Annotated in this window: 23 protein-coding genes and 1 pseudogene; 11 read left to right on the top strand and 13 right to left on the bottom strand. The window is 43.6% G+C overall.

The annotated features are described in order from the left end of the window. Positions 1–24: 24 nt before the first annotated feature. The 9 genes from atpD to metK form a co-directional block, all read right to left on the bottom strand. A complete protein-coding gene (gene atpD, locus VHE99_13020) occupies positions 25–1404 on the bottom strand; it encodes a F0F1 ATP synthase subunit beta (protein ID HVV69929.1) in 1380 nt (459 codons plus the stop codon). Positions 1405–1478: 74 nt separating this feature from the next. Beyond that, on the bottom strand, positions 1479–2342 hold the full coding sequence (atpG, locus tag VHE99_13015; protein ID HVV69928.1) for a F0F1 ATP synthase subunit gamma: 864 nt from the start codon (positions 2340–2342) through the stop codon (positions 1479–1481). Positions 2343–2411: 69 nt separating this feature from the next. Continuing rightward, positions 2412–3953 (bottom strand): F0F1 ATP synthase subunit alpha, encoded by a 1542-nt coding sequence (gene atpA, locus VHE99_13010; GenBank protein HVV69927.1) that lies wholly within the window; start codon positions 3951–3953, stop codon positions 2412–2414. Positions 3954–4008: 55 nt separating this feature from the next. After that, a complete protein-coding gene (locus VHE99_13005; GenBank protein HVV69926.1) occupies positions 4009–4542 on the bottom strand; it encodes a F0F1 ATP synthase subunit delta in 534 nt (177 codons plus the stop codon). Continuing rightward, positions 4539–5024 carry a F0F1 ATP synthase subunit B gene (locus VHE99_13000; protein HVV69925.1) on the bottom strand — a complete coding sequence of 162 codons (486 nt, stop codon included), beginning with the start codon at positions 5022–5024 and terminating at the stop codon, positions 4539–4541. The genes VHE99_13005 and VHE99_13000 overlap by 4 nt, the downstream gene beginning before the upstream one ends. 1 nt (position 5025) lies before the next feature. After that, positions 5026–5325: a F0F1 ATP synthase subunit C gene (gene atpE / locus VHE99_12995; GenBank protein ID HVV69924.1), complete on the bottom strand. Its 300-nt coding sequence runs from the start codon at positions 5323–5325 to the stop codon at positions 5026–5028. A 28-nt stretch (positions 5326–5353) separates the two neighbouring features. Then, the gene (atpB, locus tag VHE99_12990; protein HVV69923.1) at positions 5354–6145 is read right to left on the bottom strand and encodes a F0F1 ATP synthase subunit A; all 792 of its coding nucleotides are present in this window, start codon (positions 6143–6145) and stop codon (positions 5354–5356) included. After that, positions 6133–6531 (bottom strand): ATP synthase subunit I, encoded by a 399-nt coding sequence (locus tag VHE99_12985; GenBank protein HVV69922.1) that lies wholly within the window; start codon positions 6529–6531, stop codon positions 6133–6135. The genes atpB and VHE99_12985 overlap by 13 nt, the downstream gene beginning before the upstream one ends. A gap of 171 nt (positions 6532–6702) precedes the next feature. After that, positions 6703–7869: a methionine adenosyltransferase gene (gene metK, locus VHE99_12980; GenBank protein HVV69921.1), complete on the bottom strand. Its 1167-nt coding sequence runs from the start codon at positions 7867–7869 to the stop codon at positions 6703–6705. Between the two features lie 299 nt (positions 7870–8168). Here metK and VHE99_12975 point away from each other — a divergent pair, with 299 nt between their 5' ends. The 9 genes and pseudogenes from VHE99_12975 (at position 8169) to VHE99_12935 (ending at position 16798) form a co-directional block, all read left to right on the top strand. Continuing rightward, a complete protein-coding gene (locus tag VHE99_12975) occupies positions 8169–8432 on the top strand; it encodes an accessory factor UbiK family protein (protein HVV69920.1) in 264 nt (87 codons plus the stop codon). A gap of 5 nt (positions 8433–8437) precedes the next feature. After that, complete coding sequence (locus VHE99_12970; protein ID HVV69919.1) at positions 8438–9958, top strand: YifB family Mg chelatase-like AAA ATPase; 1521 nt, start codon at positions 8438–8440, stop codon at positions 9956–9958. A 163-nt stretch (positions 9959–10121) separates the two neighbouring features. Next, positions 10122–10256, top strand: coding sequence for a 50S ribosomal protein L34 (gene rpmH, locus VHE99_12965; protein HVV69918.1), 135 nt, complete (start codon positions 10122–10124; stop codon positions 10254–10256). 180 nt (positions 10257–10436) lie between these two features. Continuing rightward, a complete protein-coding gene (gene rnpA / locus VHE99_12960; GenBank protein HVV69917.1) occupies positions 10437–10808 on the top strand; it encodes a ribonuclease P protein component in 372 nt (123 codons plus the stop codon). Between the two features lie 13 nt (positions 10809–10821). Then, positions 10822–11076: pseudogene (gene yidD, locus VHE99_12955) on the top strand (membrane protein insertion efficiency factor YidD). 115 nt (positions 11077–11191) lie between these two features. Then, positions 11192–12862, top strand: a complete 1671-nt coding sequence (yidC, locus tag VHE99_12950) for a membrane protein insertase YidC (protein ID HVV69916.1) — start codon at positions 11192–11194, stop codon at positions 12860–12862. A gap of 20 nt (positions 12863–12882) precedes the next feature. After that, positions 12883–14241 carry a tRNA uridine-5-carboxymethylaminomethyl(34) synthesis GTPase MnmE gene (mnmE, locus tag VHE99_12945; protein HVV69915.1) on the top strand — a complete coding sequence of 453 codons (1359 nt, stop codon included), beginning with the start codon at positions 12883–12885 and terminating at the stop codon, positions 14239–14241. A gap of 1034 nt (positions 14242–15275) precedes the next feature. Then, positions 15276–16322 (top strand): nitronate monooxygenase, encoded by a 1047-nt coding sequence (locus VHE99_12940; protein ID HVV69914.1) that lies wholly within the window; start codon positions 15276–15278, stop codon positions 16320–16322. 17 nt (positions 16323–16339) lie between these two features. Then, complete coding sequence (locus VHE99_12935; protein ID HVV69913.1) at positions 16340–16798, top strand: GNAT family N-acetyltransferase; 459 nt, start codon at positions 16340–16342, stop codon at positions 16796–16798. 131 nt (positions 16799–16929) lie between these two features. On the opposite strand, the gene VHE99_12930 is transcribed toward VHE99_12935, so the two are convergent. From VHE99_12930 to VHE99_12920, 3 genes are all read right to left on the bottom strand, one after another. Then, positions 16930–18222 (bottom strand): ATP-binding protein, encoded by a 1293-nt coding sequence (locus tag VHE99_12930; GenBank protein ID HVV69912.1) that lies wholly within the window; start codon positions 18220–18222, stop codon positions 16930–16932. Positions 18223–18284: 62 nt separating this feature from the next. Continuing rightward, positions 18285–18560: an RnfH family protein gene (locus tag VHE99_12925; GenBank protein HVV69911.1), complete on the bottom strand. Its 276-nt coding sequence runs from the start codon at positions 18558–18560 to the stop codon at positions 18285–18287. Then, the gene (locus VHE99_12920) at positions 18557–18991 is read right to left on the bottom strand and encodes a type II toxin-antitoxin system RatA family toxin (GenBank protein ID HVV69910.1); all 435 of its coding nucleotides are present in this window, start codon (positions 18989–18991) and stop codon (positions 18557–18559) included. Before VHE99_12920 ends, VHE99_12925 begins: the two co-directional genes overlap by 4 nt. Positions 18992–19045: 54 nt before the next feature. Between VHE99_12920 and smpB the strand changes: the two genes are divergently transcribed. Next, positions 19046–19516 (top strand): SsrA-binding protein SmpB, encoded by a 471-nt coding sequence (smpB, locus tag VHE99_12915; protein HVV69909.1) that lies wholly within the window; start codon positions 19046–19048, stop codon positions 19514–19516. Between the two features lie 237 nt (positions 19517–19753). Further along, positions 19754–21391, top strand: a complete 1638-nt coding sequence (locus VHE99_12910; protein HVV69908.1) for a hypothetical protein — start codon at positions 19754–19756, stop codon at positions 21389–21391. A 60-nt stretch (positions 21392–21451) separates the two neighbouring features. Here VHE99_12910 and speA read toward each other — a convergent pair whose 3' ends face one another. Next, complete coding sequence (speA, locus tag VHE99_12905) at positions 21452–23353, bottom strand: biosynthetic arginine decarboxylase (GenBank protein ID HVV69907.1); 1902 nt, start codon at positions 23351–23353, stop codon at positions 21452–21454. Positions 23354–23687 lie beyond the last annotated feature (334 nt).

The following is a 23687-nucleotide window of genomic DNA, read 5'->3' as shown; positions in this document are numbered from 1 at the left end:
GGGAGAAGGACTAACTCTCGTAGCTCACAACGCCAAACTTTCCGCTTTTGCTTTAACTTCGTCTATCGATCCGACCATTAAAAATGCTTGCTCCGGTAAATGATCGCATTCGCCATCAACAATTGCTTTAAAACCACGAATCGTTTCTTCCAATGGCACATATTTACCAGATTGTCCGGTAAATACTTCCGCCACAAAGAACGGTTGTGATAAAAATCGTTGTATTTTACGCGCACGGCGCACTGATAATTTATCTTCTTCCGATAGTTCATCCATACCTAATATCGCAATAATATCTTTTAATTCTTTATAGCGCTGCAAGGTTCCTTGCACCCGGCGTGCGACGTTATAATGTTCTTGGCCGATAATTAAGGGGTCTAGCTGACGACTGTTGGAATCTAAAGGATCAATGGCGGGATAAATACCTAATTCAGCAATCTGACGCGATAACACAACTGAAGCATCCAAATGCGCAAATGTCGTGGCAGGAGAAGGATCGGTCAAGTCATCCGCCGGCACATACACTGCTTGAATGGAAGTAATGGAGCCTTTTTTAGTCGAAGTAATACGCTCTTGCAACACACCCATTTCTTCTGCCAATGTTGGCTGGTAACCTACCGCTGAAGGCATACGACCCAGCAATGCGGAAACTTCCGTACCGGCCAAGGTATAACGGAAAATATTATCAATAAATAACAGCACATCACGGCCTTCATCGCGGAAGCTTTCTGCAATGGTCAATCCAGTTAAAGCCACTCGCAAACGGTTTCCAGGTGGCTCGTTCATCTGCCCATAAACCAGAGCTACTTTATCCAATACATTGGATTCTTTCATTTCGTGATAAAAGTCGTTACCTTCGCGGGTACGTTCACCCACACCGGCAAACACTGAATAACCGCTGTGTTCAATAGCGATGTTACGGATCAATTCCATAATGTTGACGGTTTTGCCCACGCCTGCACCACCAAATAATCCGACTTTGCCACCTTTAGCAAAAGGACATAATAAATCGATGACTTTGATGCCGGTTTGCAATAGTTCGGTGCTGATGGCTTGATCGACCAATTTGGGCGGGGCACGATGGATCGGTAGTTTTTGTTCCGCCTGGATGGGGCCGGCATCATCTATGGGCTCTCCCAACACATTCATGATACGCCCTAAGGTGTTTTGACCGACAGAAACTGTAATCGGCTCGCCGGAATTTTCCACCACCATGCCTCTTCGCACGCCTTCAGTTGCACCCATTGCAATGGTACGCACCACCCCATCGCCTAGCTGTTGTTGAACTTCTAATATAAGTCCTGAGTCAACTACTTTGAGTGCATCGTAAATTTTTGGGATAGCAGTGCGTGGAAATTCAACATCAACTACCGCACCGATGATTTCGACTATTTTTCCAGACATTTGGATTTACCTGTATTTTAAAATTTGTTTCAACGTTCACACCTTTAGTAGCTGCCGCTACAAAAGAGAGATTTTTAACTCAACGCCTCCGCTCCCGCAGTAATCTCCGCAATTTCCCGGGTAATCGACGCCTGACGTGCTTTGTTATAAATCAACTGCAATTCATTAATTAATTCGCCAGCATTATCAGTGGCGTTTTTCATAGCTACCATGCGTGCGGCTTGTTCGCAAGCCATATTTTCAACTACCGCCTGGTACACTTGCGTTTCTATGTAACGTATTAATAATGCATTCAATAATTCTTTGGCATCCGGTTCATAAATATAATCCCAATAGCCCACTTTATCATCGACCGGTAATACTTCCAGCGGTAATAATTGCTTGACCACCGGCTGTTGGGTCATGGAATTTACAAAACGGTTATAAGCAATATACACCGCATCTAAACGTTGCTCATTATAAGCATCCAACATGACTTTTACGATGCCGATCAGATCATTGACATTCGGCGCATCACCTAAATGGTTGGCGTTAGCCAGAATATTTCCTCCAAAACGTCGAAAGAAAGCATCGGCTTTAGAGCCAATTAAGCATAAATCTGAATGAATGCCCTTGGCATGCCATTCTTGCATGGCAAGCACGGTTTGTTTGAATAAATTGACATTGAGACTGCCGCATAAACCTCTGTCACTTGAAATGACTATAAAGCCTATGCGTTTAATATCCTGGCGTTGAGTTAAAAAGGGATGGTGATATTCACTGTGACTGGCTGCCACATGCCCAATCACCTGCCGCATTTTATCCGCATACGGACGGGTAGTACTCATACGCTGTTGCGCTTTGCGCATTTTACTTGCAGCAACCAACTCCATCGCTTTGGTTATTTTCTGCGTATTTTTGATGCTCGCAATCTTCGTGCGAATTTCTCGGCCGGACATGGCGTTCTCTCTCAATCATCCAAACACATAACTCCTTCTCCCACAAGGGGAGAAGGAATAAGTACGTAATCAATACACCTGCGTCTGTTTAAATTCCTGCAGTATTTTTGTAAATTGCTGCTCTACTTCATCGGTATACACTGGGTTTGCGTTAACCTGATGCATAAAATCCGCATATTTATCACGTAGAAAACTATGCAGTGCATGCTCAAAATCGACGATTTTTTTCAATTCAACATCATCCAAATAACCTTGGTTGACACTGAACAGACTGATAGCTATTTCAGCGACGCTCAAAGGTTGATATTGTTTTTGTTTTAATACCTCAGTGACACGTTGACCACGCTCTAACTGTTTACGGGTCGCTTCATCCAGATCCGAAGCAAATTGGGAGAAAGCTTCTAATTCACGGAATTGCGCCAATGTGATACGAATACTTCCCACTAACTTTCGGATTAATTTAGTTTGAGCGGCGCCACCAACACGCGATACAGAAAGACCTGGATTAATAGCAGGACGAATACCGGCATTAAATAAGTCAGTCTGTAAGAAAATTTGACCATCGGTAATGGAAATAACGTTGGTAGGTACGAAAGCCGAAACGTCACCGGCTTGCGTTTCAATAATAGGTAATGCTGTCAATGATCCAGTTTTGCCTCTAACTTCACCACCCGTTTTCTCTTCCACATATTGCTCGTTGACGCGAGCAGCACGTTCCAGTAAACGTGAATGTAGATAAAATATATCGCCAGGATAAGCTTCACGACCCGGTGGACGTCTTAATAATAAGGAAATTTGGCGGTAAGCCCACGCTTGTTTAGTTAAATCATCATAAATAATCAACGCATCTTCACCGCGATCGCGGAAGTATTCACCCATGGCACAGCCTGCATAAGGGGCAATAAACTGCAATGCTGCAGGCTCAGCTGCAGTAGCTGACACAATAATTGTATGCTCCATGGCGCCGTGCTCTTCGAGTTTACGCACCACCGTAGCAACTGAAGAAGCTTTCTGACCAATCGCTACATAAATACATTTAATGCCCGTGCCTTTTTGATTAATGATGGTATCAATGGCAATTGCAGTTTTACCGGTTTGTCTATCACCGATAATTAACTCACGCTGGCCACGACCGATAGGCACCATGGCGTCAATAGCTTTCAAGCCGGTTTGTACAGGTTGACTCACTGATTGGCGGGTAATTACACCTGGAGCGACTTTTTCAACCGCTGAAGTCTGTTGTGCATTTAAATCACCCTTGCCATCTATAGCATTACCTAAAGCATCAACCACTCGCCCTAATAAAGCCTCACCCACGGGTACTTCTAAAATACGCCCCGTACATTTGACTGTTTGGCCTTCTTCCAAATGCTCATATGGACCTAGAACCACCGCACCGACTGAATCACGTTCCAGGTTTAAGGCTATGCCATAAACATGACCGGGAAATTCGATCATTTCCCCTAACATCACATCGGCAAGACCATAAATACGCACAATACCATCTTTCAAACTGACAATCGTTCCTTCAGTACGAGTCTCAGGGCCTGTCTCAAACTGCGAGATGCGTTTTTTAATAATTTCGCTGATTTCAGCTGAACTCAATTGCATTGGGGTACCTCAAAAATTATCAAAATTTGTTTGTTGTCATCCTGAGCGCAGGTTATCAATTAACCATCACCTCACGCATACGCTCCAGCTGTCCTTTAACCGTGCCATCAATGACATGATCGCCAGCAGTAATCAATAACCCACCCAGTACGTTTTTATCAACTTCACATTGCAAAATAATATGACGCTGGAACTTAGCATTTAACAGTTTAACTAAATGCTGTTGGTAATCTTCATCTAAGGGGATAGCAGATTTGACACGAACGGTGAGAGTTTGTTCAATCGCAGCACGCAGCTGCTCAAATTGCATCACAATGTCGGGTAACGCAGAAAGCCGGTGATTGAGTGCCAATAGTTTTATAAAATTCTTACCGGCTTCATCTAATATGTCCTGGCCTAATGCCAGACTTATTTCACTATGTGCTTCTGAACTATATTTTGGATTTTTTAATAGCTGTTGAACGGTAGGTTGCTTAATCAGTTCAGCCATAGTCTGCAACATGACCGCCCAATGATCTAGCTGCCGATGTTGCTGCGCATATTCAAAAGCGGCTTTGGCATAGGGTCTGGCTAGTTTTGCTGCGGTCATGTTTCAGACACCATCATTTCTGCAACCATTTTATCTAATAATTTCTTATGGATGTCTGGGTTGATATCATGCTGAACTATTTTTTCCGCCATATCCACCGCTAAGCTGGCCACTTGATTTTGAAGCTGCAGTTTAGCTTGAATAATCTGTTGGGCAATTTCCGACTGCGCCTGCGCAATTAAACGCTCACCTTCAAGTCTTGCCGTTTCTTTGGCTTCTTCTTGAATACGCGCCGCCCGGCTATTGGCCTGATCGATAATTTGTGTGGCATTTTTTCTAGCTTCTTGAAGAATTTCCACAGATTTATGCGTAGCCAGTTGCAGGTCATGCTGACCTTTATCAGCAGCTGCAAGCCCATCGGCAATGCGTTTTTCTCGCTCTTCTAATGCCTTAGTGATCGGCGGCCATACAAATTTCATGGTAAAAATGACGAACACCACAAAGGTGATCATCTGGCCTATGAGGGTCGCATTAATATCCATGCTAGCTTACCTGCTGGCCTGCGGCCTTAAATACTTCAGCAAGAAATGGGTTCTTGGCGAAAAATAACAATAAGCCCAACACAATGGAGATCGCAGCAAAAGCGTCTACTAAACCTGCCATTAAAAACATGCGTAGCATCAGCATGGGTCCTAATTCCGGCTGGCGCGCTACACCTTCGAGAAACTTACCACCGAGAATGCCGAAGCCAATAGCAGTTCCCAACGCGGCAAGGCCTATGAATAGCCCGGCTGCTAAAGCAGCAAAGCCTTGTACATTGGCTATAGATTGTGCAATATCCATCATGTCTCCTCTTTTTTAAATTGAAAAATCAATGCGACTCATGCGCCAAACTAATATATACAATCGTCAACATCATGAAAATAAATGCCTGAATGGCGATAATCAGGATATGGAAAATAGCCCATACGCCACCTACTGTCCACTGAATCCACCAAGGTAACAAGGCAATCAAAATAAAAATCAACTCTCCCGCGAAAAGATTTCCAAATAAACGCAGTGCTAAGGAAATCGGCCTACTCAATTCTTCAATAAAGCGGAAGATAATATTCAAGGGAAAAAGCCAAATACCAAAGGGTTTACTCAATACTTCTTTAGAAAATCCCCAGGGGCCTTTAATCTTGAAATTGTAATAAATAATGAGACAAAACACGCTGATTGACAGGGCAAATGTCAAATTGAGATCAGCCGTAGGCACTGCCCTGAAATAAGGAATACCTAATGCCACAGCGATACGTGGCAGTAAATCAACTGGGAGCAAATCCATTAAGTTCATCAAGAATACCCAGACAAAGATAGTCAAGGCGAGTGGACCAATTAATGTATTGCGACCATGAAACGACTCTTTCACTAACCCTTGCACAAATTCTATTAGCATTTCCAAAAAGTTCTGTAACCGTCCGGGAACGCCAGAAACTGCTTTTTTTGCAGCCATACGGAAAAAAAACAAGAACAACACGCCCAATACAATGGAAACACCAAGCGTGTCCAAATGTAGCGTCCAGAAACCTTGCCCGCTCTTAAAATTTAATCCGTTGATATTGAAGGCAAGTTGCTGGAGATGGTGTTCTATATAATCTCCAGGTGTAATCACATGCTGCATTTTTTCTCTCGTTTTTTAAGCAAAGGCGCGAGCAAGAAAGCTACTTGCGCGGTAATAAACCCCATTAAGGCGCCCAATACATTCATAGATAATAATTTCTGCGCCAATACAAACAGAAAACCCATCAAAAACAGTTTCAGCAGTTCGCCAAAATAAAAAACCATGACCAGGCGTCTTACCGCGTTAACACGAAACCGCGCAAACCAGCACAGCACAAATAGGCCATTTGGCAAAATACATACCATCCCACCGATCAAAACAGAACTGGCAAATGCACTCCCTTGCCATAAGAAAAATAGCAAACTGATGACAATGACGGCCAAAATTTGCAGGGCAATCCAACGATAAACGGTCTTTCGCGTTGCCTGTAATGCCGCTCTCGACACCTTTGCCCTCTGTGAATAATTTAGACACGCTGAAAACGCATCCGCGCGAGTATAGTCAGATTTTAAAATCACTGCAAGATTTTAAGCTCGGTAGGAAGGAAAACTAAAAGACTGTCATTCCCGCGTAGGCGGGAATGACAGTCTTTACGATGACACACCGATTATTTAATGCTATACCCCAGCCGCCTCACGCAACTTATCAGCTTTATCAGTATGCTCCCAGGTAAACTCCGGCTCCTCACGGCCAAAGTGCCCATAAGCTGCCGTTGCATGATAAATGGGTCGTAATAAATCCAGCATACGAATAATCCCACGGGGACGTAAATCAAAATGTTTTCGCACCAATTCTGCTATGACATTGTCCTCGAGTTTACCCGTACCAAATGTATCTACACTAATAGAAACGGGATCAGCAACACCAATAGCATAGGCAATCTGAATTTCACAACGCTCCGCAAGCCCAGCTGCAACAATATTTTTCGCCACATAACGGCCGGCATAAGCACCCGAACGATCGACTTTAGAAGGATCTTTCCCTGAAAAACATCCACCACCATGCCTGGCCATACCACCGTAGGTATCGACAATGATCTTACGTCCGGTCAAACCACAGTCGCCTAAAGGACCCCCTACCACAAAACGTCCGGTAGGATTAATATAAAAACGTGTGTGGTCGTTAATCCATTCTGACGGCAAAACTGGTTTTATAATTTCTTCAATAACCGCTTCACGTAAAGTTTCTTGGCTTATTTCTGGATTGTGTTGCACAGATATCACCACCGCATCCACCGCCACCGGCTTACCTTTTTCATAGCGGATAGTCACCTGGCTTTTGCCATCAGGACGCAACCAAGGCAGCATACCGTTTTTACGCAACAAAGCTTGACGGCGCATCAAGAGATGCGCATAAAAAATCGGCGCCGGCATCAACGCGCTGGTTTCATTCGTCGCATAACCAAACATCATCCCCTGATCCCCTGCACCCTGATCTTCTTCGTGTTGTCTATCAACGCCACGGGCAATATCTAATGATTGCTTGCCAATCGCCGTCAACACTGCACAAGAGTCTCCATCAAAACCCAGTTCGGGTCGGTTATAACCAATACTGTTAATCGTCTTACGCGTGATTTGTTCTATATCAACCCAAGCTTCTGTGGTCACCTCACCTGCAACTAACACCAACCCAGTTTTGACAATCGTCTCACACGCCACACGACCACGTGGGTCTTGCGCTAAAATCGCATCGACAATATTGTCAGATATCTGATCTGCTACTTTATCAGGATGGCCTTCAGAGACCGATTCAGAGGTAAATAAGTGGTATTCTGGGGTATGCATGAATTAACCTTTTTATGGTAAAAACTTAAGATAGTTGTTCAGACACCTCCTGATTGGCTTGGCGGCTCCCTCACCGACTGAACACTTAAAAAATGAGTCGCCAATAGTACCTCATTTCCTGTGATTGAAAAAAGTCTTTCATTATGTAACCACTCACCCACTTTGAAAAATGGGTGAGTAGTTACAAAAAAACTATACTTTACGAGTTTCTATTTCTATTTTTTTCACCTAGACTTAACCGTGCACACATATTTTTATGGCGCAACAGCGCACTTCAACCCATTTCAGGAGATATTTTCATGTGGAACTCAAAACAGTTAGATGACCTGGTAGAACAACTACGCCAATGCATACCTACTGGTGTGCGAGAAATCCCTAAAGACATTGAAAAAAATTTCAAAGCCATCCTGCAAAGCGCTCTTTCCAAACTAGATTTAGTGACACGTGAAGAATTCGATGCGCAGGTCGCCGTATTGGAACGTACCCGCAAGAAACTAGAAACCCTAGAAAAAGAAGTGAAAAAACTAGAAAAAAGCCACACCACAAAACATAAAAAGGCATAAATTAGGTGGGAACCGCCGTCATCTATAGCCGCGCAATGAGCGGCATACATGCACCAGAGGTGACGGTGGAAGTCCATCTATCCGGTGGCGTGCCGCGTTTTTCTATCGTCGGCCTGCCCGAAACGGCAGTTAAAGAAAGTAAAGACCGGGTGCGCAGCGCGCTCTTGAATACCTATTTTGAATTCCCAGCACGACGCATCACCGTTAACCTCGCACCCGCTGATCTACCGAAAGAAGGGGGGCGGTTTGATCTGCCCATTGCCTTGGGTATTCTGGCTGCCTCAGGCCAAATACCCACGTTATCACTCAATCATTTCGAGTTTTGCGGTGAACTGGCTTTAACCGGCAGCTTACGACCGATTCAAGGCGCACTGCCGTTTGCACTGGCCACACGTGAGGCCAAACGCCAACTCATTTTACCTCTAGATAATGCCAATGAAGCCAGTCTGCCAGAACATCTCGATGTATTCCCAGCTCAGCATCTATTAGAAGTGTGCGCACATCTCCTAAACTCCCGACCTCTACCGCTGCATCAACGCAACCCCATCATTGTCGAGAATGAACCCGCCACTGATCTTGCCGATGTGCGCGGACAATTACTCGCTAAGCGCTCCCTGGAAATTGCTGCCGCCGGCCAGCACAGCCTGTTGATGACTGGGCCTCCCGGCACCGGCAAAACCATGCTCGCCAGTCGTCTAAATAGTATTTTGCCCCTCATGACTGAAGCCGAAGCTTTAGAAGCCGCTGCCGTGCTGTCGATTGCCGGCAAACCATTTAATCATCAATGCTGGCGACTACGTCCGTTTCGTGCCCCCCACCATACGGCATCCAGCGTGGCGCTAGTCGGTGGCGGCAGCCCACCCAAACCAGGAGAAATTTCCCTAGCGCATCAAGGGGTATTATTTCTGGATGAACTACCGGAATTTAACCGTTCAGTATTGGAAGCGTTGCGCGAACCGTTAGAATCGGGTTCTGTCACGATCTCAAGGGCGTCTTACCAGGCGCAGTTTCCTGCACGTTTCCAGCTAATCGCTGCTATGAACCCTTGCCCGTGCGGCTATTTTGGGGATGCGTCCAATCGTTGCCAGTGCACTTCGGAACAAATTAAGCGTTATCAAACGCGTATCTCAGGACCTTTATTAGATCGGATGGATATGCATATTCGCGTGGCTGGATTACCTAGGGGAGCTTTGGCTTCCGCTAAAGACCCTAATACAGAAAACAGCGCCACAGTACGCGCCCGCGTCATTCAGGCACGAACATTGCAACAACAGCGTTGCAATAAAACCAATAGCGCATTAAGCCCCCGAGAAATTGAACAGCACTGCGTCATTTCTGTATCTGACCAGCAACTGTTGGAACAAGCCATAGAGCGTTTTGGCTTGTCGGCACGCGCTTACCACCGCATATTAAAAGTTGCCCGCACGATTGCTGATTTAGGTGGGTGTGACGATATTCATACCAGCCACCTCACTGAGGCACTGAGTTATCGATGTTTCGATCAACCGCCTGGCTGCCGTCTCTAACAGCCTAACGCAGTTAGGACTATAAGAGAAAACGCTCGCCAGATTTGACCACACCCCCAATTTGCACTAGAATCTCCCCTCATTTTGCTCATAACTACCCAAATGCTGCGCGCGAAGGCAACTCGCATCTGTTAAGCATAACAATTTAAATTCAGGAACCGACATGAAAAGAACCTTTCAACCCAGTGTTTTAAAACGCAAGCGCACCCATGGTTTCCGTGCCCGTATGGCAACTAAACGTGGCCGTCAGATTATTAATAATCGCCGCGCTAAAGGCCGTAAACGTCTGGCTCAATAAACGAAGTGCACCTAATTTTGAAACTTACCTGAACACCGCAAGTAACCATTCATAATTCGCCTAAGTTACGAAAAACACAACTCTATCCCCTTTTTGAAAAGGGTGAAATGGGATGTATTGCGTAACCCACGCCCAAACTGCTGAATAGTTGCAAATAGTTCTGGAACCGTATTGGCCTACATGAATAAATTTCCTCGGTTACATCGGCTAAAATCAGCAACGGAATTTAAACAGGTTTTTCGTTGTGCCAAACGTTACAGCACTCAATATATAACTGTTTACAGTTGCCCAAACAATTTGGGTTTTCCGCGGTTGGGTCTTAGCATTTCGAAAAAACACATTCGAAACGCCACTGACCGCAATCGAATTAAGCGAGTAGCCAGAGAAACCTTTCGTTTAAATCAGACAAATTTGGGAAATAAAGATATAGTGGTAGTCGCTTACAAAGGTGCAGATTCATTGAGCAAACCGCAGCAACAACAACGCTTTCAAGATTTATGGAAACGTCTAAGTACACAAAGTAAAAAAACCGTCATTCCTGCTGACCGATGAGCATTTAGTACAAATGAATAAAATATTTTGTAAGATCAGATACTTTCAAAACATCCTTGCGAATGCCAGCTTGAAATTTCTCTTGCTACTGGTACAAGCTTATCGTTACTTAATTAGTCCCTGGCTCGGAAATCATTGCCGTTTTTACCCAAGCTGCTCCGCTTATGCGCTAGAAGCACTCACCCATTTTGGCATTGTACGGGGATTATGGATGACACTACGACGTCTATTACGTTGCCACCCATTTCACCCAGGCGGCTATGACCCAGCGGTTTTTTGCAATCACCCAAACGCATCACCACTTATGAATATTAAACCCCGCCCCTTTGCATCCACAGCAACTACTGCTGATAACAGATTGCTAGATAAGAATGAGAATTGATATGGAACACAGACGCATTATCCTTTATATCGCTTTAATGGCTATTCTTTTTGCCTTGTGGCAAGCCTGGCAAAAAGACTATCCACCCACTTCAGCTGTAGTAACCACACCGGCAGGCGCCCCTGGCTCCGTTAATGTGCCACCGGTTTCTGCAAGTCAACAAGCTGCTGCCAATAATCCAGCACCTACCCCAGCCGCAGTGCCAACAGGAACCACGATTCCAACCAACCAATCACTAGCCGGCCACCCACTGATACACGTCAATACCGATGTCTTTCATGCGACCATCGATACCCAGGGCGGAAATGTCGTACAGATCAACCTACCCAAATACCCTGAATCCTTGGATACCCCCAATAAACCCGTACAAATACTCAATAACGATCCTAACGTACTGTTTGTTGCACAAACTGGCTTAATTGGACCTAACGGACCCGACACCCAAACCGGACAAGCCATCTACACACCCCAACAAACAGAATATGAACTAGCGCCCAACCAAAATGAACTCAATGTCAGTATGACCTGGCAAAGCCCTGAAGGCGTAAAAGTAACCAAAACTTTCACCTTCAAACGCGGCAAATATGACGTCCACGTCAACTACCAAATAGACAACCAATCACCACAACCCTGGGTAGGCCAGTTGTATGCACAACTGCGCCAAAAACCACCCACTTCCAGCTCAGGATTGTTAGGCCTACACACATACAATGGCGCCGCCCTATCGACTACAGCAGAACCCTATGAAAAAATCAGCTACAGCAAGCTAGGAAAAGAAAATCTCGACCGCACCAGCGTAGGGGGTTGGTTGGCGATGCAACAGCGTTATTTCTTAACCAGCTGGATACCCAGCCAATCCGATACCAATCACTTTTACAGTCGCACCGATGCTGATGGCACGCTGGCCTTAGGATTTGTCGGTAAACAATTAAATGTACCCCCTGGGAAAAACACCACCGCAGGCGCTATTCTCTATGCCGGTCCAGAACTCGCCGATGATTTAAAGGCCTTAGCGCCCCACTTAGATTTAACCATAGATTATGGTTGGCTGTGGCCAATTTCCGTAGCTATTCTCTGGGTGATGAAACACATCCATGCCTGGATTGGCAACTGGGGCTGGTCTATTGTGATTGTCACCTTACTCATTAAACTATTGTTTTACAAACTATCAGAAACCAGTTATCGCTCCATGGCGAAAATGCGCAAACTCACGCCCAAGATACAAGCGATTAAAGATCGCTATGGCGACGATAAGCAAAAAATGAGCCAAGCCACCATGGAGTTATACAAAAAAGAAAAAGTGAACCCATTGACTGGCTGTCTGCCGATGATAGTGCAGATTCCTTTCTTCATCGCCCTTTATTATGTCTTAATAGAAAGTGTGGAATTACGCCAAGCGCCGTTTATTCTCTGGATACATGACCTTTCGGTTCATGATCCTTACTATGTTTTACCGGTGTTAATGGGTTTATCCATGTGGCTACAACAACGCCTAAATCCACCGCCCCCTGACCCCGTGCAGGCGAAAGTGATGATGCTATTACCGGTAATTTTCACGGTTTTCTTCCTGTCTTTCCCTGCTGGTTTAGTGTTGTACTGGCTAGTTAACAACTGTTTAAGCGTGCTGCAGCAGTGGTATATCACTCGTAAGATGGAAAAGAGCGTGAAATAATTACTGCTAATCTTCTACCCGTGCACACACAAACCACCATAGCCGCCATCGCCACTCCTCCCGGACGTGGAGGCATAGGCATTATCCGCATTTCAGGTCCCAAAGCCTCCGAAGTGGCATTAGCACTACTAAAAAAAATTCCCACTGCGCGCCAAGCCCACTACACCCAATTTACCGCCCCTGACGGCACCGTACTCGATGATGGCCTGGCTTTATACTTCCCCGCCCCCCACTCTTTCACCGGCGAAGACGTACTAGAACTACACGGGCACGGCGGCCCAATCATCCTCGATTCCCTGCTAAAACATTTATTAAATTTAGGAATCGACATGGCACGTCCAGGAGAATTCACCGAACGCGCCTTTTTAAACAACAAACTGGATTTAACCCAAGCCGAAGCCATCGCTGATTTAATCGATGCCGCTTCGACACAAGCCGTACGCTCTGCACTACGTTCCCTACAAGGAGATTTTTCCCAACATATCCAACAGCTACTCACCACTCTCATTGAGCTGCGCATGTACGTGGAAGCCGCCATTGATTTCCCAGAAGAAGAAATTAATTTCCTAGCTGACAGCCACATCAAAGACACCCTAAAACAACTACTACAGGAACTGACCCAAATCAGTCACAGCGCCAAAACGGGTATTTTACTGCGCGAAGGCATGACCATCGTCATCGCCGGCCAACCCAACGTAGGCAAATCCAGCTTATTAAATTGCTTAAGCGGCCAGGAACGCGCCATCGTCACCGCTATTCCAGGTACCACCCGCGATGTATTACGTGAACATATTTCCATCGATGGCCTACCACTACACATTATCGATACCGCAGGACTGCATAACAGCACCGACCCCGTAGAACTCGAAGGCATGCGCCGTGCCCGCAACGAAATCGAGAACGCCGATCACCTGCTGGTTATGCTAGATGCCACAACGAATCAAAGTCCCACAGATTTACTGACTGATCTTTTCCCCTCCACGCAACTTCCCAAAAATTTAACTTTCATCCATAACAAAATTGATCTACTGGGAAATCCACCCACCAAACAACAAACTCCCACCGGACACTGGCATATCAAACTATCCGCCAAAACCGGCGCCGGTATCGAATTGCTGCGCGAACACTTAAAATCCTGCATCGGTTTTGACTCGACTTGCGAAAATACCTTTAGCGCCCGCCGCCGCCATTTAGAAGCTTTAGATAAAGCACAACAACACATACTCATAGGGCAACAGCAGCTACACCAATATCATGCGGGAGAATTATTAGCGGAAGAATTACGGCTAGCGCAAGAAGCGCTTGCCGAAATTACTGGAGAATTTTTACCTGATGATTTGTTGGGGAAGATTTTTAGTAACTTTTGTATTGGGAAGTAACTCCGCTTCCAACAACGTCCCAAGAAGTCCGTGAATATAAAATATCATCTTGTTTTTACTAGGATTTTATTCCTATGATGTCTAAGAAAATTTACCACAAGCCAACCATTTCATTGTCCAAGTATTTGTCCATACTTTATTGAAAAATAAATTTAACCCAACTTGGACAATTATTTTATGCCGCTCACCAAAGAATGGAGCTTCTTATATACCGGTTCTGTAAGTAACTCTATGAGAAGAGCCCTCATCATCTAGCCTTTGTGATTTACTTGATCCACTTAAAGTTGGAGCAAGCCTTTTGCCCAAAATAGAAGAAAGATCTGTCGCTCTATATCTTACTAAATCAGAAACCATGGAATTAGATTCTTTAGAATCTTCAATCTTTAACTTTTTTTGGCCTCCACACATTTGTCGAAGAATTTGCAAGAATTTTAGATAAAGACCTTTCCAAAAATTGGTTTTCTAAGACAGAAGTTGATAAGTGTTTCCCCAGCAGTGTATTATCCGATGATTGGATAGTAATTCCTCCATTTAAAGCTTCCCTAAAAGACTCAAGTTTGGTAACTCTGACCGCTATAAACAGCCCTTTACATAAGGCTAGCGTGGCAAGAAAAAATCCTAAATCTTTATCACTTACAGAGCCGGCATCTGAGAAAGAAGAGAGCAGAAAAAGCCTTATTGATTCTTGCTTAATTTCTTAAAATTAGCCATGAATTCAGGAGCTCGTAGCCTAATAATTTTTGTAAATCACAAGCATACCAAAACTCTATCTCGTCTTGTTTTTGCGCCATACTCTCAAAATTATGGTGCAATTGAGTAATGAGCTCTTTTTTTCATAAAAACACCTTATTGCACACCCCAATCAATCAACTAAGCTACTTATATCCAAGCAATTCTGCGTATAAAATAAAAATCAATTAAAACAATAGATTATATTAATTTTTTATATTTTATATTGATATAGCAAAAATACAAACTTAGGATATATCACAGTAGAGATATAAATAACTGTCATAATCACGATTGCCATAGTATTGTTATTAACACATCCCCGAGAAACCACCCCCATGCAAAAAATAAAAACCCGTCTCTTAGAACTTTTAAATTTAAATATTCCCATTTTCCAAGGGCCCATGGCTGGAGCCACTACACCACAGCTAGCTAGCGCTGTGGCTAATCATGGTGGGCTAGGCATGGTGCCGCCAGGCAACTGGCCATTAGCAGACTGTGAAAAAATTATGGATGAAACCTTGGCTTTAACTGAACCTAATCGAGCGCTGGGTGTAAATCTCATTTTAGAATGGGATCAAAATGAACGTTTAGAAATGAGCTTAAAAAAGGGCTTTAAAGTTATTTGGTTCTTTTGGGGCGACGCTGCGCCATTTGTGGAAAAAATACATCGGCATGGCGCTAAAGTAATTTTAACTGTGGGTAGCTCGGATGAAGCTAAACGCGCAGTTGACGCCGGAGTTGATGTGATTGTAACTCAAGGTTGGGAAGCCGGCGGGCATGTTTGGGGCGAAGTTGCTACTATGCCTTTAGTGCCTGCAGTCGTCGATGCGGTTCAAGGTAAAGTCCCTATCGTTGCCGCAGGCGGTATTGCTGATGGACGTGGTTTAGCTGCTGCTTTAGCTTTAGGCGCAGAAGGTGTGGTTTTAGGCACTCGCCTATTAGCCAGTTTTGAGGCAGGAATTCATCAACAATATAAAAATCGTATTGTCCATGCGAAAGAGACCGATACGGTTTACACCGATATATTTGAAAAAGGTTGGCCAAATTCGTATGCGCGCGTGCTCTACAATAGTACTTACAAACGCTGGGCCAATGCGGGAAAACCGCCACCAGGCCAACGTCCGGGCGAACATGACATTCTCACACAAATTTCTAAAGATCGCCCTGTTCCGCGTTATAGTGCTTATATGCCAGCACCGATGATGGAAGGTGATTTGGAGCCGTTAGCAAATTATGCGGGACAATCTGCCGGTTTAGTTAAAAATATAAAATCTGTACAAGAAATATTAGATAAAGTCATTGCAGATGCCATTAAACAAATTAATATCTGCCAAAATTTAGTTTCTTAGCCATACGCGAGGTCATCATGAATTTAAACTTCAGAAAAGCTAATCGAAATGATGTAGCACCTATTGTACAACTGCTTGCGCACGACCCATTGGGAAAACAGCGAGAATCTTATCAAATACCTTTATCTGCAGATTACTATACAGCCTTTGATGAGATTAATTCTGACAAAAATCAATATCTGATTGTAGTTGAAGATGCTGATAGAATTATTGGCACTCTACAGTTGACAATGATTACTTACCTCACTTATTGCGGTGGCAAACGTGCTCAAATTGAAGGCGTCCGCATCGATGAAGCCTATCGCGGACGGGGTATTGGAAAATTGATGATACAATGGGCGATTGATAAAGCCCGTGAATTAAATTGTCATTTAGTACAATTAACTATGGATAAACAGCGTCTAGAGACAATTGAGTTTTATAAAAAATTAGGTTTTATTGATTCTCATCAAGGGATGAAATTACATTTGAGTTAGAAATTTCGAATTTGCAAAAGAAAAAAAGAAAATTACCTCCCAATGCAGATCACGATTTCAAATACGAAGTGCAACACCCCTAACCCTATTGAAGAGACAGGTAATATTGACGGATTTGATTTTAATTAGCTCTACTTGTTCTGAAAAATTTCTTCCAATTTATCAAATAATCGTAACAACCGAGAAAATGCAATAAAGTGCACCTCACACTGATTAATCATGATTTTTTTATTAAAATCCTTCGTAATAAAAAAACCATGCTTAGGTTGGTAAGCATCGATAAAAGAACGAAAGCTTTTGCTGATAGTCGCTGCCTGCATATGCCTAAATTTAGCTTCAATAGGAATCACAGAATCTGCGTGACACAAAACAAAATCTACTTCTGCCCCACTCTGCGTGCGCCAAAACTTAATGGCAAAATCATAAAAATGCTGTATTTTAAATTTGAGTAGTTCTTGAAAAACCGCACTTTGCACTAATAAACCTATATCAAAACGCGTTTCAAGCGGCTGAGATAAATTATGCAGGGACTGATTTCTAAAACCATTATCAATAAAATAAAAAATAGGATTGCTGGTAATTTCTTTACGTTTATTGCCAACAAAAGGCGATATACGCGCTAAAACATAAGTATTTTCTAGTATAGAAAGATAATTTTGTATGGTTGCAGATGCTACCTGACAATCCGTGGCTAATTGCTGGTAGTTGACTAATTGACCTGAACTATGTGCAATTAATGTAATCAGGTTTTGCATGACATCGGCTTTACTGACTTTTAAAATTTCGATGATATCTTTGTTAATGTAGTCGTTATAGATTTGTCGAAGTAATAAAGTTTTTTCGCTGGATTTGACGACAGCGGGATAGCAACCATAAATAAGCTGTTGTTTTTCATCTATTTGATTTATTTCTTGATAACTCAAAGGTAACACTAATACCTCTAGATGACGCCCGGTTAAATATTCCTGTACTTTACTTTTCATTTCTAATTGTGAAGAACCAGTAGCAATCATTTTGATATTTAATTTTAAATCGGCACACGCTTTTAATAATAAGCCCGGATTTTCTAAGCGTTGTACTTCATCAATTAAAATAATCGGTTTTTCTAAATGAAATTCATCAATAGCTTCTTGAATAAATAGTGGCGTAGTTAACCAATTTCTAATATCAATTAGATCACAATTCAGATAGAGCAAGCTGTTGAAGCGTTGTTGCAGAATAAGCTCTTGGGCTAAATGCAAGGCTAAAGTGGTTTTGCCTGCTTGGCGAGGTCCAACTAGTATTAGCCAAAGTTTGTCCCATTCTGGCAATAATAATTTCGAAGTCTGTAGACGCGGCACATAATCATGGTTACTAATCGCTATACTGGAATTTTTTAGCCAGGGATTAGCCTGGTAAATGAGCTGAATAAGCTGGTCTTTCATTTTAACCCGGTTAAAAATTAGATATCTCTATTTTAACCGGGTTAAATCACAAAATCAAACCTCTATAACACCTTTCGCGCCCGCAAAACCCGGGCTTGTTTAGGGTCCATTTTCAATGGCCTATAAACTTCAACCCTATCTCCCGCTTTTAAAGGCTGCGATAACGCGACCAACTGGCCAAAAATGCCTACTTTATTCAGCAATAAATCAATATCGGGAAAATGCTGCAGAATCCCCGATTGCAAAATCGTTTCCTCTACTGTACAGCCTATGGGAACTACTAAAGGGATAATAAGCTGCTGATTCTTCAAGCCATAAGCCACTTCGACTGCGATCATGCGGCGCCATACATCTCATGTGCACGTTTACAAAATACCTCAACCAAGGTATCGGCAACGGGATGAAACACTGGAGAGAACATCATGCCTATTAATTTATTAGCAAACTCAAACTCCAAATCCAAACGAATCCGACTGCCATCTGTCAGCTCTTCAAAACGCCAAAAACCTTCCAAATGGCGAAAAGGACCGTTAATCAAACGTATTTCGATCATTTTATTCTCCTGCAGGCGGTTGCAGGTGGTAAATGATTTTTGTAGGCCGCCACGCGCAAAATCTAGTTTGGCCTGAATTTCATCCTCGGTGCGGCTTAATATCTCCGCGGATTTACACCAAGGAATAAAATGAGGATAATCCTCAATACGATTCACCAAATCAAACATTTGCGGTGGTGAATAAGGGATAACTGCTTCGCGATTGATAATCGTCATGAATTAAAATCCGGTCAAAAAATTAACATTTAGTTTAAAGGTATAATCTACGTCATGAACGCCCAGAAAACAACTTCCGCCGACCAAACTATCGCCCTAAACCGCAAAGCACATCACGATTATCATATCGAAAAACGTTTTGAAGGCGGATTAGTGCTTGAAGGCTGGGAGGTTAAAAGCTTAAGAGCAGCACGAGCACAGCTGAAAGACAGCTATGTGATTATGCGCAATGGCGAAGCTTGGTTGCTAAATGCCCATATTTCACCCTTGAGTACTGTTTCCACCCATATTCACCCTAATCCCGAACGCAGCCGCAAATTACTATTACATGAAAAAGAACTAAGTTTTTTAGCTGGAGCAGTACAACGAGAGGGCTATACCTTGATTCCTCTGGCGCTCTACTGGAAGCGTAACCGCGCCAAAATTGAATTTGGCCTCGCCAAAGGTAAAAAGCTATTTGATAAACGAGAGAGCGAGAAACAACGCGACTGGCAGCGGGAAAAGCAGCGGATGTTAAAGAAATAAGCAACCACTCACCTTTTTCTAGGCAGGAGGCGGTTTATTTTTATTATTTTCTGTTCGATATACATAAATATATGCTTGTTTTTTGTGCCAATTTTTTCATAATTCAGGCCTTTTTCTTATAGGCGATCGTACGTCAAAACTCCTAATTAATATTCCCTTAATTTTAAAGAGTTAATATAAAACCTACTTCTATCCCGTGAGCACTGAGCAAGACCAATCTAATTTAAAGATATCATTATGCATATACGCGTCAAAATAATTGCTTTCTGCTTTATCATCCTCTCTTCCCTCAGCGTGATGACCTCTGCTCTTGCGGATACAACTACTTTTACCACAGAACAAAAACTGCAGATGGCACTTGCCTGGAGTAAGGCGGGCAGGAATATCAATGATGCTGGAGCAGCCGTCAATGCTTGGGCAGCCCTGGGAGGCTCCTATGACGATTTTCTAAAGACCGTTGAGACTGCGCCCCCTAATTGGAACCCCGGCAAATCCTATACAGAAATGGGCAATTTAGCCAATGGCTATGAACTATACACTGATGTTGAAAGGTTGCAGATGGGGGGAGCATGGTATCCCAGAGATATGAATAATTACGCCGCAGCAATCAATGCCTGGGCTACCCTGGGAGGAACTGCAGAGGACTTTATTCAAAAGGCCAAATCCATGGGCCCCGATTGGAATCCTGCCCAAGATCTTACCAATATGGAAACCGCTTGGATTCTCAGCGGACATAATCTGGAAGATTTTTTTATAACTTACCAAGCTGCGGCCAGATTGGGTATGTCACCCAACGATATTATCGCAGCCATAAAAAATGATCCCAATTGGGATCCCGGCACAGAGGAACGACAAAGATTGGCGGAAGAGGAGCGACAGCGCCAATTGGATGAGCAGCAAAGACTTGCCGAAGAAAACGCAAAATTATTGCAGCAATACAATGATTTTCGCGATGAATTACAAAAATACCAAGACTTATGGAACGAAGTAAACGATAAGATAAATAATCAACAGGATATTGACTGGAACGATATTGCCCAGCGCCTGGGTATAGAGCCTTCCACGCCTGATGATATATACAAAAGATTAGGAGAGCTTAATTACTATCATGGTGTCTGGGAAACTTTTGATCAAACAAGAACCGCATCAGGCCAGTCACCTGAAGACTTTATGCGCTGGATTTTAGGCCAAACAACTGACGCTAACGGCAAAACCTGCCTAGACCCTGCATACAATAACTGCTATTCACAAACACGCACTAAACTGGATGAAATTCTCAATCAGCCCGGGGTAAAACCGCCTATCGGCCGTGCCGATCAACAAAACCCAAGAGATAGTGATTTTTTTGATATCAGCTTTTTAATAGAAAAATTTCATGCCCAGCTACCCGCTTTTATCAATTTTCTTTATGCCTTAAGCTATACGATTGGTATTGTGCTGGTCATCATGGCCTTGTTTAAATTAAAGGAATACAGCTTAACCTCTTCTTCAATGTATGGAGAGTCAGGTCTCATCACTCGATCGCTGGCTTATTTTATAGCTGGTGCCATGCTTATTTACTTACCTTCAGCACTTGATGTCGGCACCACCACTTTTCTAGCCGACAATGGCGATAATTCTCTATTTTCCTATGCCGCCATAAAAAACAAGGGCTATGGCTATGAAGAACTGATCTCTCCTGTCATCGATATCGTCAAAATAGTCGGATTGCTGGCTTTTATACGCGGCTGGGTGATGTTATCGAAAATGGGTAATCAACAGCATAAAGGGGTGATGTTTAAAGGCATCACGCATCTAATCGGCGGGATTTTGGCGGTGAATATTATTGGTGTGTATACTATTTTTGCTAGGGTGCTTGGACGGTTGTTTTCGTAGGAGCTACCACTTCTTCTGCCTTATCCCCTTTGAAAAAGGGGGAGGAATGTGGCGCATTAATTAATCTTCCAAGTACGTATACCCACCCAGTCCTTCAGTCAAAGTCTCCAGATAATCTTGGGCTTCTTTTTGTGATAGATTTGCCCTAGCAAACTGCTGATGATAAGCAGCCAATAACTCTTTGCTATCAAACTGCACATAACGCAGCACATCTTCCACCATGTCGCCTTTTACTGGATGCACTAAACGATAGCCTCCCTCCGGCAGCATTTCTACCACCACAGAGTGTGTATCACCAAAGAGATTATGCAAATCGCCCAACGTTTCCTGATAAGCACCCACTAAGAAAATCCCCAACAGATAGGGCTTATCCGCTTGATAGGGTAGAAGCGGCAAAGTGGTATCCACTCCTTCACCATCGACATAACAATCAATACGCCCATCGGAATCACATGTCAGATCTTGCACCACCCCACGGCAAACCGGTTTTTGATCCAGTCCTGAAAGCGGCATAATGGGAAATACCTGATCGATCGCCCAAGCATCCGGCAATGACTGAAACAAAGAAAAATTACAAAAATATTTATCTGCGAGTTTTTCATTGATTTCATCCAGCACTTCGCGGTGGGCGCGCACGCTATGCTTTAACAAATCCCGCACCTTGATACAGGTAGTGAGATAAATTTGTTCAGCACGTGCACGCTCCGGCAGACTGATGATTCCGTGGTTATACATGCTGTGCACTTCACTCATCCAGTTGCATGCATCGTGATAAACCTCTAATGCTGAACGTTCTGACAAATTAATTAAACCATCCCACAGCTCGCGCAGTACTAAAGGATCATCTGCGAGAACCGGCTCTAGTTCACTTTTCAGCATGAGGGTGCGCTCTACTTCAATCACATTGGTGATTAATAAGGCGTGATGCGCGACCATGGCTCGGCCTGATTCAGTAATGATACGCGGATGCGGTAAGTTATTTTGTTTACAAATTTCTTCCAGCGTATACACAATATTGTTGGCATATTCGCGCATACTGTAATTCATGGAGCAAAAGCTGCGCGAACGCGTGCCTTCATAATCAACCGCCAAACCGCCACCCACGTCCACGGTATCAATTGGCACACCCAGTGCCCGCAATTCACTATAATAACGCGCACATTCACGCATGCCGCGCTGAATGTCCGCAATATTGGCAATCTGTGACCCTAAATGAAAATGTAATAGTTGCAAAATATTAAGACATCCAGCAGCCTGTAGCCGTTCAACGACTAATAAAACTTGCGCCGCGGAAAATCCAAACTTGGATTTCTCACCACCGGTATGTTGCCATTTTCCAGCGGCCATAGAAGCCAAACGCACACGAATTCCTAGTGTAGGCGTCACCCCCATTTTGTTGGCTTCATCTAAAATAACATCCAGCTCAGTTAGCTTTTCCAAAATAATATAAACTCTATGACCCAAACGTTGACCAATGAGTGCCAAACGGATATATTCCCGATCTTTGTAACCATTACAGACTATCACTGATCCATTTGGCGCAGATAAAGCCATCACGGCTAGCAGCTCTGGTTTACTGCCTGCCTCTAGCCCTATGGGGTGTTCTTTATTGCTGTAGCGTAAAATTTCTTCCACTACCCTGCGCTGCTGATTGGCTTTAATGGGATAAACACTCATGAATTCGCCTTGGTACTCATACTCTTGCATCGCACGCGCAAAAGCCTGCTGCAGCCGTTTGAAACGCTGATGCAGAATATCGGCAAACCGCACCAAAATGGGCAGTGGCAAGCCTTCCTTCTCATACATCGTATTGGCAAGTTCAATCAGATCAATGCCCGGAAGATCACGGCGTCCGTCAGGATAAGCCACCAGCCTACCTTGATCGTTAATATCAAAATAACCATCACTCCAATGGGTGATATTGTATAAATCCCGCGATTGTTGTACTGACCATTCATTCATGATTGTTTGACTCAGATATAAAGATTAGAAATACTAAACAAAATAAACGGCTATTCTTTCACTCTCAGTAGAGATCAAAGAATAGCCGTTTCAGATCCAGAGCATATAAAAAGCCCCCTGCCTTTTACCACATTCCAACTCAAATGATAAGTATTCTTTTTAAATAGCTACTCACTCGATCTCTGCCGCCTCAGGAGCATGGAATATATATTCACCTCTCCCCTTGTGGGCTGATGGATCGACACAAAAAGTGATAGAATTGATTTTAGAATCAAAAGCTTAAGCGCTATGAATGTTTAGTGCAGTCCGCCTGAGATCCCGCGATCAAGTCGCG

This window comes from Gammaproteobacteria bacterium (assembly GCA_035546635.1).
Lineage (GTDB): Bacteria > Pseudomonadota > Gammaproteobacteria > JAURND01 > JAURND01 > DASZWJ01.
Note: the sequence above shows the minus strand (reverse complement) of the source record. Positions and strands in the feature narration are given on the sequence as shown.

Bases quoted from the DNA above. Each gene is read 5' to 3' on its own strand.
- atpD (HVV69929.1), bottom strand. From the start codon at position 1,404: ATGTCTGGAAAAATAGTCGAAATCATCGGTGCGGTAGTTGATGTTGAA.
- atpG (HVV69928.1), bottom strand. From the start codon at position 2,342: ATGTCCGGCCGAGAAATTCGCACGAAGATTGCGAGCATCAAAAATACG.
- atpA (HVV69927.1), bottom strand. From the start codon at position 3,953: ATGCAATTGAGTTCAGCTGAAATCAGCGAAATTATTAAAAAACGCATC.
- VHE99_13005 (HVV69926.1), bottom strand. From the start codon at position 4,542: ATGACCGCAGCAAAACTAGCCAGACCCTATGCCAAAGCCGCTTTTGAA.
- VHE99_13000 (HVV69925.1), bottom strand. From the start codon at position 5,024: ATGGATATTAATGCGACCCTCATAGGCCAGATGATCACCTTTGTGGTG.
- atpE (HVV69924.1), bottom strand. From the start codon at position 5,325: ATGGATATTGCACAATCTATAGCCAATGTACAAGGCTTTGCTGCTTTA.
- atpB (HVV69923.1), bottom strand. From the start codon at position 6,145: ATGCAGCATGTGATTACACCTGGAGATTATATAGAACACCATCTCCAG.
- metK (HVV69921.1), bottom strand. From the start codon at position 7,869: ATGCATACCCCAGAATACCACTTATTTACCTCTGAATCGGTCTCTGAA.
- VHE99_12975 (HVV69920.1), top strand. From the start codon at position 8,169: ATGTGGAACTCAAAACAGTTAGATGACCTGGTAGAACAACTACGCCAA.
- rpmH (HVV69918.1), top strand. From the start codon at position 10,122: ATGAAAAGAACCTTTCAACCCAGTGTTTTAAAACGCAAGCGCACCCAT.
- rnpA (HVV69917.1), top strand. From the start codon at position 10,437: ATGAATAAATTTCCTCGGTTACATCGGCTAAAATCAGCAACGGAATTT.
- yidC (HVV69916.1), top strand. From the start codon at position 11,192: ATGGAACACAGACGCATTATCCTTTATATCGCTTTAATGGCTATTCTT.
- VHE99_12935 (HVV69913.1), top strand. From the start codon at position 16,340: ATGAATTTAAACTTCAGAAAAGCTAATCGAAATGATGTAGCACCTATT.
- VHE99_12930 (HVV69912.1), bottom strand. From the start codon at position 18,222: ATGAAAGACCAGCTTATTCAGCTCATTTACCAGGCTAATCCCTGGCTA.
- VHE99_12925 (HVV69911.1), bottom strand. From the start codon at position 18,560: ATGATCGCAGTCGAAGTGGCTTATGGCTTGAAGAATCAGCAGCTTATT.
- VHE99_12920 (HVV69910.1), bottom strand. From the start codon at position 18,991: ATGACGATTATCAATCGCGAAGCAGTTATCCCTTATTCACCACCGCAA.
- smpB (HVV69909.1), top strand. From the start codon at position 19,046: ATGAACGCCCAGAAAACAACTTCCGCCGACCAAACTATCGCCCTAAAC.
- VHE99_12910 (HVV69908.1), top strand. From the start codon at position 19,754: ATGCATATACGCGTCAAAATAATTGCTTTCTGCTTTATCATCCTCTCT.
- speA (HVV69907.1), bottom strand. From the start codon at position 23,353: ATGAATGAATGGTCAGTACAACAATCGCGGGATTTATACAATATCACC.